Origin of the sequence: Streptomyces anandii JCM 4720 (assembly GCF_014650655.1) — a bacterium.
Lineage (GTDB): Bacteria > Actinomycetota > Actinomycetes > Streptomycetales > Streptomycetaceae > Streptomyces > Streptomyces anandii.
Window position 1 is genome coordinate 77,955 of record NZ_BMVJ01000023.1, and the last position, 16,422, is coordinate 94,376.

Below are 16,422 nucleotides of genomic sequence, written 5' to 3' on the forward strand. Positions count from 1 at the left end.
CCCACGCGCGTTGCGGCCGCGCACCTGGGTCCTGGTGCTGGCCGCGCTCTTCGCGCTGCTCCAGCTCGCCACCGTCACCGGCCGGGACACCCCCGACACCAAGAACTACCTCGCCTACGCCCTGAGCCTGCGCGGCGAGGACAAGCGCGAGACCGCGGCCGTGACCATCGACTACGCGTGCGCGGGACGGGCCGCCCGGGCCCGCCGGGCACAGCGCGTGGACGTGCTGCGCTTCCACCGGCCGGACCCGGCCGCCCGGGTGGCCCGGGAGTGCCGGGCCGAGTTGTGGCGGGCGGTGTCGGCGCGGCTGCGGGCCGGGCAGAGCGGCGGGCACACCCTGCCGTTCATGTCCGAGCGCTTCATGCGGATCTTCGAGGTGCGGCCGGGCTATCCGGTCTTCCTCGTGCCGTTCCTGACGGTGTTCGGGGTGACCTGGGGGCTGTGGGCGGCGGGCGTGGCGGTCACTGCGGCGGGCGGTGTCCTCGCCTACCTGGTGCTGCGCACCCGGCGCGTGCCGGTCCCGCTCGCCCTGACCGGCCAGGCGCTCTACTACGTGCTGCCGTGCGGCACCACGGCGATGCGCCCGATGGCCGAGGGCCTGATGCTGGCCCTCACCCTGGCGGCCCTGTGGGGCTGCGCCCTCGCCCTGGGCGCGGGCGGGCGAGCACCGGGAGAGCCGCCCCGGCGGGTGTGGGCCGGAGTGGTGCTCGTGGCCGGTTCGCTGCTGGCGCTGTTCGCGGTGAAGCACTCCCAGGCGCTGTTCCTCGGGCTGTGCCTGGGCGCGGCGGGCGCGCTGATCGCCGTGGCGCGCCGGCTGCGGCGTACGGCCGCGGGCGCGGGGGTGGTGGCGATCGCGGTCGTCGGCTGCTGCGCGGTGGCGCTCACGCTGCTGGCGGCACGTGCGCTGCGCTACCCGACCGAGACCGACAGCCTCCAGGACCTGCTCACCGACCACTACGCCCGGCCCGACCGCGCCCATCCCTGGCGGGAGCTGCTGCACCTGGAGGCGAACTTCTGGCGGGAGTGGGCGCGCAGGCAGTTGTGGCAGCCGGTGTTCGCCGCGCTGCTCGCGGCGGGCGCCTGGGGCGCGCTGCGCCGGCACCGGGCCTTCGGCCTGCTGGTGGTGGCGGCCGCGGGCACCGGGTTCCTCACCCAGGCGGCGCACCCCGACATCAGTGTGTGGGGCGAGCGGCTGATCGTGCTGGCCTGGCTGCTGCCGGTGCTCGGGGTGCCACTGCTGCTGGAGGCGGTGGCGGGCCGGGCGGCGCCGGCGTTCCCGGCTCCGCGCACGGCGGACGCCACGCCGGAGTGCACGACGGACGCCACTGCGGACGGGCCGCCGCACCCGTGGCACACGGACGACGACGGCCGAAACCCGATCACCCGATGAGGTGACTGGCACGTCGGTGTGTGCCGAGCGATGGGCCGCCCGTCCGTGCCGTCACTCGACGACGAGCTCGACCGGGATGTTGCCGCGGGTGGCGTTGGAGTACGGGCACACCTGGTGGGCCTGCTCGACCAGCTTGCGGCCGGTGGCCTCGTCCACGGTGTCGGGCAGTTCGACGCGCAGGGTGACGGCGAGCGCGAAGCCCTCGCCCTGCTTGCCGAGGCCGACCTCGCCGGTGACGGCGGCGTCGCTGACGTCGACCTTGGCCTGGCGGCCGACCAGGGCGAGCGCGCTGGCGAAGCAGGCCGCGTAGCCGGCGGCGAAGAGCTGCTCGGGGTTGGTGCCCTGGCCGTTGCCGCCGAGCTCCACCGGCGGGGCCAGCTGCACGTCCAGCTTGCCGTCGTTGGTGTAGGCGCGGCCGTCGCGCCCGTGGGTGGCGGTGGCGACGGCGGTGTAGAGCGCGTCCATGGCAGAAACCATCCCTCTCGAAACGTCGTGTCCGGGCGACCGGATCCGGCCCTGGTGGTCCGGGCCCGGCGGCCTCATGACCACAAGTAGAGCACACAATTCAGTTGTGCACAATCAAATGGCGGACCGGGGCTATCCTGGAGCCATGACCACCGAGCTTCAGCCGGGCGCGGCCCCCGAAGAGGACTGGCTGCGCCTCGACCGCCAGATCTGCTTCTCGCTGCACGCCGCCTCGCGCGCCTTCAACGGCGTCTACCGGGTGCTCCTCAAGGAGCTCGGTCTGACCTATCCGCAGTACCTGGTGATGCTGGTGCTCTGGGAGCACGGCGAGACGCCCGTGAAGAAGCTCGGCGAGCATCTGCGCCTGGACTCCGGCACCCTCTCCCCGCTGCTCAAGCGCCTGGAGGCGGCCGGTCTGGTGCGCCGGGAGCGCAGCACGCGCGACGAGCGCTCGGTCCAGGTGGGCCTCACCGGCGAGGGGGCGGCGCTGCGCGAGCGGGCACTGTCGGTGCCGCGCCGGATCATGTCGGCGACCGGCTTCTCCCTGGAGGAGATCCGCGATCTGCACACCCGCCTGGACCGGCTCACCACGGCCCTGGACGCGGCCGCCCTGGAGGAGACCCCCGGCTGCCGATAGGCGGCTCTTGGACGCCTCACCGGCGTATTGCCCGTTTTGTGGCATTAGTCCGGCTTACCATCCGCGTGATGAGTGCCTCCGCCGTGCCTCGTGCCCGCCCGAACGTGAAGCGCGCCCTCGAACGCGCGCCGAGGAGGCACCGCCTCCTCGCCCTGGCGGCCGCCTGGCTGCTGACCCGTGCCCTGATGCTGTGGCTGCTCGCGCACAACACCCGGCCGCTGCTGGGCCGGGGCGCGGTGGCGCGCGAGGTGTGGAAGCTCTACCACCACTGGTACCTGGTGCTGTCCCAGGGCGCCTTCCCGGCCCACGACACGCTGTGGCAGTACCCGCCGGGCGCGGGCGTGGTGCTGCTGTCGCCCGCGCTGCTGCCGGGGCTGACGTACTTCCAGTCGTTCGTGGTGCTCACCCTCGTCGTGGACGCGGTGATCGCCGCGGCGCTGGCCCGCGCGGGCACGCGCGAGGGCCGTTCGCTGCGCGGCGCGGGCTACTGGACCCTGGGCCTGCCGCTGCTGCTGCACGTGCCCCTCGCCCGTTACGACGTGCAGGTCACGGCCTTCGCCGTGCTGTCCCTGCTGGCGCTGCCGCGCGCCACGCGCGTGTGCGGCGTGCTCGCGGGGTTCGGCGCCCTGGTGAAGGTGTGGCCGGCCCTGGCGCTGCTGGGCACGCCCCGGGGCCGTACGACACGTTCGTCGTGGACGGCCGCCGCGCTGACCTGCGCCGGGGCCGGACTGTCCCTGGCCCTGCTGTTCCGCAACCCCCTGGCCTTCCTGCGGCAGCAGGGCGGGCGCGGGGTGCAGATCGAGTCGTTCGGCGGCACCGTGCTCTCCCTGGCCACACACGCCGGCTGGCCCGGCCGGGTGCGCTACCAGTACGGGGCGCTGGAGTTCACCGGGCCGCACGTGCACGCCGTGGCGCGGCTCTCACTGGCGCTGTCGGCGGCCGCCCTCGGCCTGCTGGTGCTCTGGCGCGTTCGGGCCCGCCGCTGGACCGAGGCGACCCCGTACGACGCGGCCCTGAGCGCCGTACTGCTGTTCACCGTCACCAGCCGGGTGATCAGCCCGCAGTACATGATCTGGCTGCTGGGGCTCGCCGCGGTGTGCCTGACCTCGCCCCGGACCACCCAGCGCCCGGTGGCCGCGCTGGTCGCGCTGGCGAGCCTGGTGAGCGTGATCGCCTACCCCACGCTGTACTACGAGGTCGCCGCCTGCACATGGACGGGCTGTGCGCTGATGGTCACCCGGAACGTTTTGCTGGGCGCCGCCGCGGTACTCTCCATGGCCCGGCTGTGGCGCTCGACCAAACTGGTGGCACGTCGAAGGGAACCCGCAACGGACGCACACCGTCTTCCGCACGGGACGCCAAGTCCCTCTTAACGGGAGATTACCGACCGCCCCTACCATTCCCGCACGTGGATTCCATGCAGCCGCACAGCCACCAGAAGCCCGCCGTCAGCGTCGTCGTGATCGGATACAACGACGAGGACCACATCACCCAAGCGGTGCGTTCGGCGCTCGCCCAGGGGCCCGCCGTCCGCGAGGTCGTCGCGGTGGACGACTGTTCCACGGACGGCACCTTCGACCTGCTCGGCGGCCTCGCCGCGGGCGACGATCGCGTGCGGGTGATCAGACGCGACACCAACAGCGGCGGCTGCGGCAGCCCGCGCAACACCGGCATCGACGCGGTGACCTCGCCGTACGTGATGTTCCTGGACAGCGACGACGTGCTGCCGCCCGGCGCGGCGGACGCGCTGCTCGCCGCCGCCCGGGACGAGGACGCCGAGGTGGTGAGCGGGCTGTGCGTGCGCCGCGAGCTGCCCTCCGGGCGCGAGGTGGCCTGGCAGGAGGAGCTGTACGCGGAGACCGCCGTGCTCGACCGGCCCGCGCGGCAGCCCCGCCTGGTGCACGACACCCTCTGCGTCAACAAGCTGTACCGCACCGACTTCCTGCGCGAGCACGCCATCCGCTTCCCCGAGGGCCGCTTCCGCTACGAGGACTTCGTGTTCACCGCGCGCGTGCTGGCCGCCGGCCCACGCATGGTCCTCGTACCGGACCGCGTCTACGTGTGGCACGTGCGCCGCTCCGCCGAACAGCTGTCCATCTCCCTGGACCGGGCGGGCATCGACAACTGGCGGGCCCGCGCGGAGGCGAGCCGGCAGGCGTACGAGATCCTGCTGAACTCCGGCCAGAAGGAGCTGGCGCGCGCGGCCCGCGCGAAGTTCCTCGACCACGAGCTGCGCATGTACGCGCGTGAGCTGGGCCTGCGCGACGCCGAGTACCGGCGGGCCTGGTGGACGCACACCCGCGAGTTCCTCGGCGAGTACGACGCGGCGGACTGGACCACGAGCCCCACCGCACCCGGCCGCCTGCTCGCCCGCGTCGTCCTCGCCTCGCCCGAGCCGCGCGACCTGCCCCGGCTCAGGGAGCTCGCCGCCCGGCCGACCCGCCTGTGCCCGCCCTACGCGCGCGACGCCCAGGGCACGCCGGTCTGGGCCACCGACCTGCCCCAGGTCACCCTGGAGCCCTTCCTCACCCGCCCGGCCCACCGGCTCCCCCTCGCCGTGGACGCGGAACTGCGCCCACGCGCGCGTGCCACGGTGCTGCGGCTGCGCCTGCACGAGATGTACGGCCGGGTGGCCGAGGCGGGTCCGGTGGCCGTGGAGATCGAGTGGCGGCACCGGGAGCAGGGGCGCACGCGCCGGCAGGGCACGGTCGCGCTCAGGGCCGCCGGCGAGGACCTGTGGTCGGCCGAGACGGCCGTGGACCTCGCGGCGCTCGGCGCCGGCACCTGGGACCTGCGGCTGCGGCTGCGCTTCGCCGACGGCACGGCCCGCGAGACCACCGCGCACGCGCGCACCGGCGGGGGACTGCTGCGCCGCGGCGTCGTGCCGAGCCTGCTGCACGGCGTGCTGCTGGTCCAGCCCTACGCCACGCACTCCGGCACGCTCGCCCTGCGCCTGGCCACCGGCCTGCGCGGGGTCACCTCGGTGCTGCGCGGCCGGCTGCGCCGCCTGCTGCGCTGACGGGCCGCCGCCCGGCCGCATCCCCCCGCTTCACGTACCACCCATGGGCCAACTGATGAGGAGACGCCCGCACATGACCTGGCTGATCACCGGCGGCGCCGGCTACATCGGATCGCACGTCGTCCGCGCGATGACCGAGGCGGGCGAGAGGGCGGTGGTGTACGACGACCTGTCCTCCGGAATCGCCGAGCGCGTGCCGGACGGGGTCCCGCTGGTCGTGGGCTCCACGCTGGACGGCGACCTGGTGGCCAAGGCGCTGGCCGAGCACGACGTCACCGGGGTCGTGCACCTCGCGGCCAAGAAGCAGGTCGGCGAGTCGGTGGACCTGCCGCTGCACTACTACCGGGAGAACGTCGAGGGCCTGCGCGTCCTGCTGGAGGCGGTGACGGCGGCCGAGGTCGGCGCGTTCGTGTTCTCCTCCTCGGCGGCCGTGTACGGCATGCCGGACGTGGACCTGGTCACGGAGGAGACCCCGTGCGCGCCGATGTCGCCGTACGGCGAGACCAAGCTGGCCGGCGAGTGGCTGGTCCGTGCGACGGGCCGGGCGACGGGCCTGGCCACGGCGTCGCTGCGCTACTTCAACGTGGCGGGCGCCGCGACCCCCGAGCTGGCGGACGTCGGCGTGTTCAACCTGGTCCCGATGGTCTTCGAGAAGCTGACGGAGAACGCGCCGCCGCGCATCTTCGGCGACGACTACCCCACGCCCGACGGCACCTGCATCCGCGACTACATCCACGTGGTGGACCTCGCCGAGGCCCACGTGGCCACCGCCCGCGCCCTGCTGGCCACCCCCGGGCTCGACCTGACCCTGAACATCGGGCGCGGCGAGGGCGTCTCGGTACGCGAGATGATCGACACGATCAACGCGGTCACCGGCTACGACCGGCCCCCGACGGTCACCCCGCGCCGCCCCGGCGACCCGGCCCGGGTCGTCGCCTCGGCCGACCGTATCGCCACCGAACTGGGCTGGAAGGCCAAGCACGACGTCAACGACATGATCACCTCGGCCTGGCAGGGCTGGGTCCGCCGCCACCCGGAGGCGGCCCGCGACTGACCGGGCCGCACGGCCACCCGGCCGCACCTCCCGCCCGCGGGGCCCGCTTCGGCGGGCCCCGCGGTGTTTCACAGCGCCTTTATGGCCTCCGCCGTCGCGCGGGCCAGGGCGCCCAGATAGCCCTTGGGCAGCTTCGGGGAGCGGATGACGACCGCGCGCCAGTACAGCGGGCCCGAGATCAGGTCGAGGGCGAGGTCGCGGTCCAGCTCCGCGCGGATCTCGCCGCGCCCGACCGCCGCCGCCAGAATGCTGCTGGCGACGCTCTCCTGCCCGTCCCGCAGGGCCTTCTGCATGGCCTCGGCGATCTCGGGGTTGCGGGCGGCCTCGGCCTGGAGGTCGGGGATGATCTGCGAGGCCACGGGGTGGCGCAGGGCGCGCGAGGTGACCTCGTACAGCAGCCGCAGGTCGGTCTCCAGCAGGCCGGTGTCCGGCGCGGGCAGGCCTTGGACCGCGAGCGCCGAGACGACGTCGAGCACCAGGTGCAGCTTGGAGCGCCAGCGGCGGTAGACCGCCGTCTTGCCGACGCCCGCGCGGCGCGCGATCCCCTCGATGGACATGCGCGCGTATCCGACGGCCGCCAGCTCCTCGAAGACGGCGGCGCGGATGGCCTCCGTCACGTCCTCCCTCAGTACGGCGGCCCCGGCGGGGGCGCGGCGCGGACGTGTCCGTGGCTCCTCGGCGTTCGTCGTCATGCCGTCAAGCATAGGCCGTTACGACGAAACGGTTGCGTTCCGACGTCGATTGGCCCTACGCTCGCGTTGCGACGATACGGTGCCGTTCCGACGTAAGAAAACGTGAAGAGAACCGTAAGGAAACGGGCGGCGGACTCGGACCCGGACGCCCGCACCCCCACCCCCCGAGCGAAAGCAGCGGATGTGAGCCAGGTCCTCCACACACCGCCCCCCGCCCCGGCCCAGGCCGAGGACGACCTCGCGGCGCTCGCCGCCCGCCACGGCCTGTCCGTCAGCGGCGCCCGGCCCTCGCTGCGCGAGTACGTCCGCCAGCTGTGGGCGCGGCGCCACTTCATCAGCGCGTTCGCCACCGCCAAGCTCACCGCGCAGTACAGCGAGGCGAAGCTCGGCCAGGTCTGGCAGGTCGCCACTCCCCTGCTGAACGCGGCGGTGTACTACTTCATCTTCGGCATCCTGCTGGGCACCAGCCGGGGCGTGTCGGACTACATCCCGTTCCTGGTGACGGGCGTGTTCGTGTGGACGTTCACCCAGAACTCGATCATGTCGGGCACCCGGGCGATCTCCGGCAACCTCGGCCTGGTGCGCGCCCTGCACTTCCCGCGGGCCGCGCTGCCGGTCTCCTTCGCGCTCCAGCAGCTCCAGCAGCTGCTGTTCTCGATGGCCGCCCTGGTGGTGATCCTGCTCTGCTTCGGCGTGGTGCCCGGCGTGTCCTGGGTGCTGGCCTTCCCGGTGCTGCTGCTCCAGTTCGTCTTCAACGCCGGCGTCTCCATGGTCATGGCCCGCATGGGCGCGAAGACCCCGGACATCGCCCAGCTGATGCCGTTCATCCTGCGCACCTGGATGTACGTCTCCGGCGTGATGTGGAGCATCGACTCCACCCTCAAGCACAGCAACATGCCGCACGTGGTGAAGGTGCTGCTGGAGTCCAACCCGGCCGCCGTCTACATCGACCTGATGCGCTTCGCGCTGATCGACAGCTTCAAGGCCCACCAGCTCCCGCACCACGTGTGGGCCTACGCGCTGGGCTGGGCGCTGCTCGCCGGCGTCGGCGGCTTCATCTACTTCTGGAAGGCTGAGGAGACGTACGGCCGTGGCTGAGCGAAACACCGAGGCGATCCCCACCGTCATCGCCGACAACGTCGACATCGTCTACCGGGTCAACGGCACCGGCTCCGGCAAGGGCAGCGCCACCGCCGCCCTCAACCGCATCCTGCGCCGCGAGAAGGCCGAGAAGGCGGCCGGCGTGCGCCGGGTGCACGCGGTGAAGAAGGTGTCGTTCGTCGCATACAAGGGCGAGGCGATCGGCCTGATCGGCACCAACGGCTCCGGCAAGTCCACGCTGCTCAAGGCGGTGGCGGGCCTGCTGCCGGTGGAGCACGGCAAGATCTACACCAACGGCCAGCCCTCCCTGCTCGGCGTCAACGCGGCACTGATGAACGACCTGACCGGCGAGCGCAACGTGTGGCTCGGCGGCCTGGCCATGGGCATGTCCCGGGAGCAGGTCAGGGAGCGCTACCAGGGCATCGTCGACTTCTCCGGAATCAACGACAAGGGCGACTTCATCACGCTGCCGATGCGCACGTACTCCTCCGGCATGGCGGCCCGGCTGCGGTTCTCCATCGCCGCCGCCAAGGACCACGACGTCCTGCTGATCGACGAGGCCCTGGCCACCGGCGACCGCGCCTTCCAGAAGCGCTCGGAGGAGCGCATCCGCGAGCTGCGCGAGCGCGCGGGCACGGTGTTCCTGGTCAGCCACAACAACAAGTCCATCCGCGACACCTGCGAGCGGGTGCTGTGGCTGGAGCGCGGAGTGCTGCGCATGGACGGCCCGACCGAGGAGGTCCTGGAGGCCTACGAGGCCTTCACCGGCGGCGCCGACAAGCCGGCCAAGAAGGCCTGAGCCGGCCTGGGCCGGCCTGAGCCGGAGGAAAGGCCCTAGGAAACCACGGCGTAGAGGGTCTGGCCGGCCGGTCCCCGGGCCACCGGCCTGAGGCCCGGGTCGCGGTCCGTGCGCGGCCCGTCCACGACCCAGCGCACCCGGTACGCGCGCAGGATGTCCCTGCGCACGGACCGCGGCGTGCTCCGCGTGTAGAAGCGCTGCACCGCCGCCTCACGGCGCGACTCGTCCGGGAGGAAGAAGTCCGGGTAGCCGGGGGCGACGGTGTAGGCGCCGTAGGCGGGCACCAGCCGGGCCGGGAAGTCGCGGGTCATGACCACCTGCCCGTACTTCACGTACGGCGTGATCCAGTGGTAGCCGGTCCACGGGGCCGTGTAGTTGGCGGCGAGCACGTCCGGGAGCCGGTCACGCCCCACGGCGTAGCCGACCACCCCGGCCTGGGCCCACGCGCCGACGGCCAGCGCCGCGGCCAGCGCACAGGCCCAGCGCACCCGCGCCGCCCGCCGGCCGCTTCCCACCACCGCGAGCGCCGCGGCGAGCTGGGCCGGGATCAGGGCGGCGGGCAGTGCCCGGCCCCAGGAGTAGTGGCCGGACACGAAGCCCGCCGCGCACACCAGGGCGCCCAGCGCGAAGAACAGGACGAGCGGATCGAGCCGGTCGCGCCGCCACCGCCGGTCGAGCGCGGCCACCCCGAGCAGCGCCAGCCAGTACCGGCCGATGAACTCGGTGTAGAGCGCGCGGTGCACCTCCTCCAGGTCGCCGCCGGCCCGGAAGAGGGCGAAGAAGTCGTAGTACGGCCACAGCCACAGCAGCAGGAGGCCCAGTGCCGTGCCGGCGGCGAGTTTGCGCCACAGCGGGCGCGGCGGCCGGGCGGCGATCACCGTGGCGAGACCGCCCAGGGTGGCGACGACGCCGGTGAACTGGTGGCAGAGCAGGATCAGCGCCCACAGCGCCCCCAACCCCAGCCAGGTGCCCCACCCGGTGGGCGTGCGCAGCGCCCGGCTGAGCCACGCCCAGTGGTGGAAGGCGAGCCCGAGCGCCAGGACGCTCGGATACGACACGGTCAGCGCGAGTGAGTTCAGGCAGAGGAAGCCGCTCCAGTTGATCAGCTCGGTGCCCCACAGCAGCACCAGGCTCAGCGCGGCCAGGGCGGGCGCGGCCGGATGCCGGCTGAGCGTCCTGACGTACCGCCACACTCCGGTGACCAGCAGCCCGAGCCCGGCGAGCGCGGCCACGCGCAGGACGACGAAGACGGACAGGCCGCTGAGGCGCGCGAGACCTCCGAGGAGCAGCATCCAGGGCGAGTAGTACGGGCTCGGGACGTCGGCGTCGACGAGCGGGTCGCCCGGGTGCAGGAAGCTGTGACGCAGACGTTCGATGGTCGCCGCGTGCATGCCGAGGTCACCGGCCCAGGGCAGCCGGACGATCACCAGGAGCAGCAGGGCGAGGATCAGCGCGGCGGCGGCCCGGGGGGCGGCGGCCCGTTTCGCGGGGGCCGGCGGCCGCGGCGCGGCTCTGCCCGCGGAGCGCGCCTCAGAGGGCGCGGCACGCAAGGGCGACACAGCCGGCCACGACGGTCGCGGCCGGTTTTCTCTCGGAGAGATTCATGGTCACGCGGCAACTTTATCCGAATGATCCCGATTAGCAGGAAAGGGTAAATTTGCCGTGTGGCGTGCTCCAGACCCGAACAAGAAGACGACGAGAAGGCGCCCCGGACCCTTGCGGGCCGGGGCGCCTTCGATCACTCGGGGCGCTCGGCGCCTGAGCTGTGAACGGCTCTACGAGTGCGTGCGCAGCAGCGTGCGCATGGTCCGCATCGCCACCGACAGGTTGGCGAGGTCGAACGCGTCCGAACCGTGGATCTCCACGAGCGTGGAGCGCGCCCGGGACAGGATCGCCGCGTTCTTCTGCTCCCAGACCTTGAACCGCTGCTCCGGCGTGGAGGTGCCGTTGCCCACCGCCAGGACGTCCGCGGTCAGGCCCGCGTGCGCCGCGTACAGGTCCTCGCGGATGGAGGCGCGGGCCATGGACTGCCAGCGGTCGTTGCGCGGGAGCTCGATGATGCGGTCCATCAGCTGGGTGATGTTCAGCCGGTCGGCGAGGTCGTAGTACACCTCGGCGACGTCCATCGGGTCCTTGTCCATGCGGTCGGCGATCGAGACGATGTCGAGCGCCGGGAAGGCGGAGGAGAACCCGGCGACGCGGGTGGCCACCTCGTCCGGGACGCCGGCGGCGGACAGCTCCTCGTAGACCTGTTCGTACCACTCCAGGTCCGCGCCCTTGAGCAGCTTCGGCAGCTGTGACCAGACCTGCTCGACCCGCTCGGAGAAGAAGTCCACCGTCTCCGACAGCTGGAGCGGCTGCGGCCGGTTGTTCAGCAGCCAGCGCGTGCCGCGTTCGACCAGACGCCGCGAGTGCAGCCGGATGCGCGTCTGGACGTCGGCCTCGACCTGGTTGTCCAGCGCCTCCACGGCGTCCCACACGGGCGCCGAGCGGAAGATCGCGCGGGCCACCGTCTGCGCCCGGACGATCTCCTCCAGCGAGGCGCCGGTCTCCTCCCGCAGCCGGTGCAGATACGTCGTACCGCCGGTGTTGACCGTGTCGTTGACCAGGACGGTCGTGGTGATCTCGCGGTGCAGCGGGTGGTTGCCGATCTGCTCGGCGAACTGCTCGCGCAGCTGCGTCGGGAAGTAGGCGTGCAGCAGTCCGCGCAGATAGGGGTCGTCCGGCAGCGAGGTGTGCAGCAGCTCCTCGGCGACCGTGATCTTCGTGTACGCCAGCAGGACGGCCGTCTCCGGGCCGGTCAGGCCGTGCCCGGCGGCGAGCCGCTCGCGGATCTGCCGGTCGGTGGGCAGGAACTCCAGCGCCCGGTCCAGATGGCCCTCGCGCACCAGGTGCTTCATGAAGCGCTGCTGGGCGTGGAGCATGTCCTTGGACTGGGCGAGCGCGTTGGCGATCGCCGTGTTCTGCGCGTAGTTGTTGCGCAGCACCAGGGCGCCGACCTCGTCGGTCATCTGGGCGAGCAGCTTGTTGCGCTGCTTGACGGTCATGTCGCCGTCCGTGACCAGGCCGTTGAGCAGGATCTTGATGTTCACCTCGTGGTCGGAGGTGTCCACGCCCGCGCTGTTGTCGATGGCGTCGGTGTTGACCTTGCCGCCGGCCTGCGCGAACTCGATCCGGCCCAGCTGGGTGCAGCCCAGGTTGCCGCCCTCACCGACCACCTTGACCCTCAGGTCGGCCCCGTCGACGCGGATGGCGTCGTTAGCCTTGTCGCCGACGTCCGCGTTGGACTCCGTGGAGGCCTTGACGTACGTACCGATGCCGCCGTTCCACAGCAGGTCCACCGGGGCCTTGAGGATGGCGCGCATCAGGTCGGCCGGGGTCAGCTTGGCGACGCCCGACTCGATGCCGAGGGCCTCGCGGATGTGCGCGTTGACCGGGATCGCCTTGGCGCTGCGCGGGAACACCCCGCCGCCCGCCGACAGCAGCGCCGTGTCGTAGTCCTCCCAGGAGGAGCGCGGCAGCTCGAACAGGCGGCGGCGCTCGGCGTAGGAGGTGGCCGCGTCCGGGTTGGGGTCGATGAAGATGTGGCGGTGGTCGAAGGCGGCGACCAGGCGGATGTGCTCGCTCAGCAGCATGCCGTTGCCGAACACGTCACCGGACATGTCGCCGATGCCGACGACCGTGAAGTCCTGGCTCTGGGTGTCCACGCCCAGCTCGCGGAAGTGCCGCTTGACGGACTCCCAGGCGCCGCGGGCGGTGATGCCCATGCCCTTGTGGTCGTATCCGGCCGAGCCGCCGGAGGCGAAGGCGTCGCCCAGCCAGAAGTTGTACGACTCGGCGACCGCGTTGGCGATGTCGGAGAACGTCGCCGTGCCCTTGTCGGCCGCCACCACCAGGTAGGTGTCGTCGCCGTCGTGGCGCACCACGTCCTGCGGGGGCACGACCTCGCCGGCGACCATGTTGTCGGTGATGTCGAGCAGCGCCGAGATGAACGTCTTGTAGCTGGCGACGCCCTCCGCCAGCCAGGCGTCCCGGTCCACGCTCGGGTCGGGCAGCTGCTTGGCGACGAAGCCGCCCTTGGCGCCCACCGGCACGATGACGGTGTTCTTCACCATCTGCGCCTTGACCAGGCCGAGGATCTCGGTGCGGAAGTCCTCGCGCCGGTCGGACCAGCGCAGACCGCCGCGCGCGACCTTGCCGAACCGCAGGTGCACGCCCTCGACCCGCGGCGAGTACACCCAGATCTCGTACGCCGGGCGGGGCGCCGGCAGGTCCGGGATGGCCTGCGGGTCGAACTTCATGGAGACGTAGTCGTGCGGCCGGCCGCCCTGCGCCTCCTGGAAGAAGTTGGTGCGCAGGGTGGCCTTGATGACGGTGAGGAAGGAACGCAGGATGCGGTCCTCGTCGAGCGAGGCGACCTGGTCGAGCGCCGCGTCGACCTCCTCCAGCAGGGCGTCCACCAGCTCGTGCCCGGCGCGCTGGCGCTCGGGCGCCATCCGCGCCTCGAACAGGTTGACCAGCAGACGGGTGGTGTGGACGTTGTTGCGGAGGGTGTCCTCCATGTAGTCCTGGCTGAAGGTGGAGCCCGCCTGGCGCAGGTACTTGGCGTAGGCGCGCAGCACCATCGCCTCGCGCCAGGTCAGCCCGGCGCTCAGCACCAGCGCGTTGAACCCGTCGTTCTCCGCCTTGCCGGTCCAGGCGGCGGCGAAGGCGTCCTGGAACCGGTCGCGGGCGTCGTCGCCGAGGTAGTCGCCGGAGCCGGGGGCGCCGGAGGCCGCCTTGGGCATGCGCAGCCCGAAGTCGTAGATCCACGCCGTCGTGCGGTCCGCGCAGCGCAGCTCGTACGGCCGCTCGTCGGTGACCTCGACGCCGAGCCGGCTGAGCACCGGCAGGACGTGCGAGAGGGAGACCGAGCCGCCCTTCTGGTAGATCTTGAACCGGCGCTCCTCGGGCGCGGCGCCCACCGGCTCGTACAGGCTCAGCGCGAACGTCTTGTCCTCGTTCAGCTGCTCCAGGTTGACCAGGTCCGCGACGGCCGCGCGCGGGGTGTGGTCGGCCTTGTAGCCCTCGGGGAAGGCGGCCGAGTAGCGGCGCAGCAGCTCCGCGGCGTGCTCCTCGCCCAGCTCGGCGGTGAGCGCCTCGGAGAAGGCGTCGGCCCAGGAGCGGGCGGCCTCGACCAGACGGGCCTCGATGCGCTCCTTGTCGGTGTCGGACAGCTCCGGCAGCTCGGTGCCCTGCGGGACGCGGACGACGAAGTGCAGCCGGGAGAGGATCGACTCGGTGTTCCAGGCGGTGAAGTCGACGCTGGTGCCGCCGAGTTCCTCCTTGAGGATGTCGATGATCCGCAGGCGCACGCCGGTGGTGTAGCGGTCGCGCGGGAGGTAGACGAGCGCGGAGTAGTAGCGCCCGTACTCGTCCTGGCGCAGATACAGACGCAGCCGGCGGCGCTCCTGCAGGTACAGCACCGAGGTGACGATCGACTGGAGCTCGGCGACCGGGGTCTGGAAGAGCTCGTCGCGCGGGTACGTCTCGAGGATCTGCAGCAGGTCACGGCCGTCGTGGCTGTTGGGCGAGAAGCCGGCGCGCTCCAGCACCTCCTCGACCTTGCGGCGGATCACCGGGACCCGGCGCACGGACTCGGTGTACGCGGCGGAGGAGAACAGGCCGAGGAAGCGGCGCTCGCCGACGACCTCGCCGTTCTCGTCGAACTTCTTGACGCCGATGTAGTCCAGGTAGGACGGCCGGTGCACGGTGGAGCGGCTGTTGGCCTTGGTCAGCACCAGCAGCTTGTGCTCGCGGGCCTTGGCGCGGGCGTCGGCGGGCAGCCGCTCGAAGGACGGACTGACCGGGTGGCTGTCGTCACCGCCGTGCTGCGGGTCCGATCGCAGTATGCCGAGCCCGGTGCCGGGGACGGCGGCCAGGGTGTCGTCGTCGCGCAGCTGGTACTCGCGGAAGCCGAGGAAGGTGAAGTGGTCGGCGGACAGCCAGCGCAGCAGCTCGCGGGCCTCCTCGACCCGCTGCCCCGGCAGGTCGGCGGGGACGGGCTCGTCGGGCAGGCCGTCGGCGATCCGCATCGCCGCGTCGCGCATCTTCTCCCAGTCCTCGACGGCCTCGCGGACGTCGGAGAGCACGCGCAGCAGATCGGCGGTGATCTGCTTCAGATCGGCGCGGTCGGTCTCGCGGTCGATCTCGACGTGGATCCAGGACTCGGTGTGCGCGTCGTGCGGCAGCGGTTCACCGGCCGGGCGGGCGGGAAGCACCTCGATGAGCTTGCCGGTGAGGTCGCGGCGGACCACGAACTGCGGGTGGATGACGACGTGGATGCCGCGTCCCTGCCGGGTCAGCTCGTTGGTGACCGAGTCGACGAGGAAGGGCATGTCGTCGGTGACGACCTCGACCACGGAGTGGCTGCAGGTCCAGCCGTTCTCCTCGACGGTCGGGGTGTGCACCCGCACGTTGGCCGTGCCCTGGGGGCGGTTCTCGGCCATGCGGTAGTGCGAGAAAGCGGCTCCGAAGACGTCGACCGGGTCACGGTCGGCGAGGTCCTCGGGGGCGGTGTGCAGGTAGTAGCGCTGGAGGAAGGCGAGTACGGAGTCCCGGTCCGGGGTGTCCTCGCCCGTCGTCCCAGTCGGTAGGTGCCCCCCGACCGGACTGTTCTCAGCTACCCGAGCGGCCCTCTCGAGCAACTCGGCCTTGGCTTCGTCCAGCTTGGTCTGCATTGTCCTCTGGCTCCTGTCGCGCGCCGTTGCGTGACGTTGAAGGAAGTACGGTCTCTTCCCCTCCGGAAAGACGCCACGGCCCGGGGTGTCCGGTCCGCTTCGACGCTATGCCGCAAGGTGAGATGAGCGGGGGGATATCAGCCATCTTCGACGCGCCCGACGGGTGTGACGCTGCTCTCCGCGACGCCGCTGCCCGGGGTTGACGCGGCGTCCCGGGGGCCGCCTCGGCCCCTTCCCGCCCGCGAGGACCAGCGACCGCCGCCCGGTCACGGATGTGGTCCGTGCTCGCCGGGCGCACAGCGGAGGCGACGGCGCCCCCGCGAACTATCGCGCTGATCACGCCACAAGGCTATCGCTCATTACGGGGGGCCCGTCATGAGCCGTATGTGTACAAAACCAGGGGTCGAACTTTGACGTTCTGCACAGGGGCGGAGGGGTGGGGGAGGGCGTATCCGGGCGGGCGGGGCGGAGAGGGTCCGGGCAGGGACGCACGTGGGTGACTGCCCGCGGTCGACGGTCCGCGGGCGGCGGGTCGGCGGGTGGGCG

General features: G+C 72.1%; 11 protein-coding genes. 7 read left to right on the forward strand and 4 right to left on the reverse strand.

Features of this window, described 5'->3' with window-relative positions:
* The first annotated feature begins 10 nt into the window (after positions 1-10).
* A complete protein-coding gene (locus tag IE249_RS30090; RefSeq protein ID WP_229859557.1) occupies positions 11-1,390 on the forward strand; it encodes a hypothetical protein in 1,380 nt (459 codons plus the stop codon).
* 51 nt (positions 1,391-1,441) lie between these two features.
* On the opposite strand, the gene IE249_RS30095 is transcribed toward IE249_RS30090, so the two are convergent.
* Positions 1,442-1,855 carry an organic hydroperoxide resistance protein gene (locus IE249_RS30095; protein ID WP_189709831.1) on the reverse strand — a complete coding sequence of 138 codons (414 nt, stop codon included), beginning with the start codon at positions 1,853-1,855 and terminating at the stop codon, positions 1,442-1,444.
* A 145-nt stretch (positions 1,856-2,000) separates the two neighbouring features.
* Between IE249_RS30095 and IE249_RS30100 the strand changes: the two genes are divergently transcribed.
* The 4 genes from IE249_RS30100 (at position 2,001) to galE (ending at position 6,565) form a co-directional block, all read left to right on the forward strand.
* Positions 2,001-2,492: a MarR family winged helix-turn-helix transcriptional regulator gene (locus tag IE249_RS30100; protein ID WP_189709833.1), complete on the forward strand. Its 492-nt coding sequence runs from the start codon at positions 2,001-2,003 to the stop codon at positions 2,490-2,492.
* A 68-nt stretch (positions 2,493-2,560) separates the two neighbouring features.
* Entirely contained in the window at positions 2,561-3,865 is a 1,305-nt protein-coding gene (locus IE249_RS30105) for a glycosyltransferase 87 family protein (RefSeq protein WP_189709835.1), read from the forward strand.
* A gap of 44 nt (positions 3,866-3,909) precedes the next feature.
* Positions 3,910-5,511: a glycosyltransferase family 2 protein gene (locus IE249_RS30110; protein WP_189709884.1), complete on the forward strand. Its 1,602-nt coding sequence runs from the start codon at positions 3,910-3,912 to the stop codon at positions 5,509-5,511.
* Between the two features lie 73 nt (positions 5,512-5,584).
* On the forward strand, positions 5,585-6,565 hold the full coding sequence (gene galE / locus IE249_RS30115; protein WP_189709837.1) for a UDP-glucose 4-epimerase GalE: 981 nt from the start codon (positions 5,585-5,587) through the stop codon (positions 6,563-6,565).
* 68 nt (positions 6,566-6,633) lie between these two features.
* On the opposite strand, the gene IE249_RS30120 is transcribed toward galE, so the two are convergent.
* A complete protein-coding gene (locus IE249_RS30120) occupies positions 6,634-7,257 on the reverse strand; it encodes a TetR/AcrR family transcriptional regulator (protein WP_189709839.1) in 624 nt (207 codons plus the stop codon).
* Positions 7,258-7,440: 183 nt separating this feature from the next.
* On the opposite strand from IE249_RS30120, the gene IE249_RS30125 reads away from it, so the two are divergent.
* Positions 7,441-8,355: an ABC transporter permease gene (locus IE249_RS30125; protein ID WP_189709841.1), complete on the forward strand. Its 915-nt coding sequence runs from the start codon at positions 7,441-7,443 to the stop codon at positions 8,353-8,355.
* The gene (locus IE249_RS30130) at positions 8,348-9,157 is read left to right on the forward strand and encodes an ABC transporter ATP-binding protein (RefSeq protein WP_189709843.1); all 810 of its coding nucleotides are present in this window, start codon (positions 8,348-8,350) and stop codon (positions 9,155-9,157) included. The genes IE249_RS30125 and IE249_RS30130 overlap by 8 nt, the downstream gene beginning before the upstream one ends.
* Positions 9,158-9,192: 35 nt before the next feature.
* On the opposite strand, the gene IE249_RS30135 is transcribed toward IE249_RS30130, so the two are convergent.
* Together IE249_RS30135 and IE249_RS30140 are read right to left on the reverse strand one after the other, a co-directional pair.
* Positions 9,193-10,716 carry a putative glycosyltransferase family protein gene (locus tag IE249_RS30135; RefSeq protein WP_373304491.1) on the reverse strand — a complete coding sequence of 508 codons (1,524 nt, stop codon included), beginning with the start codon at positions 10,714-10,716 and terminating at the stop codon, positions 9,193-9,195.
* A 216-nt stretch (positions 10,717-10,932) separates the two neighbouring features.
* Positions 10,933-15,876, reverse strand: a complete 4,944-nt coding sequence (locus IE249_RS30140) for an NAD-glutamate dehydrogenase (protein WP_189709845.1) — start codon at positions 15,874-15,876, stop codon at positions 10,933-10,935.
* Positions 15,877-16,422 lie beyond the last annotated feature (546 nt).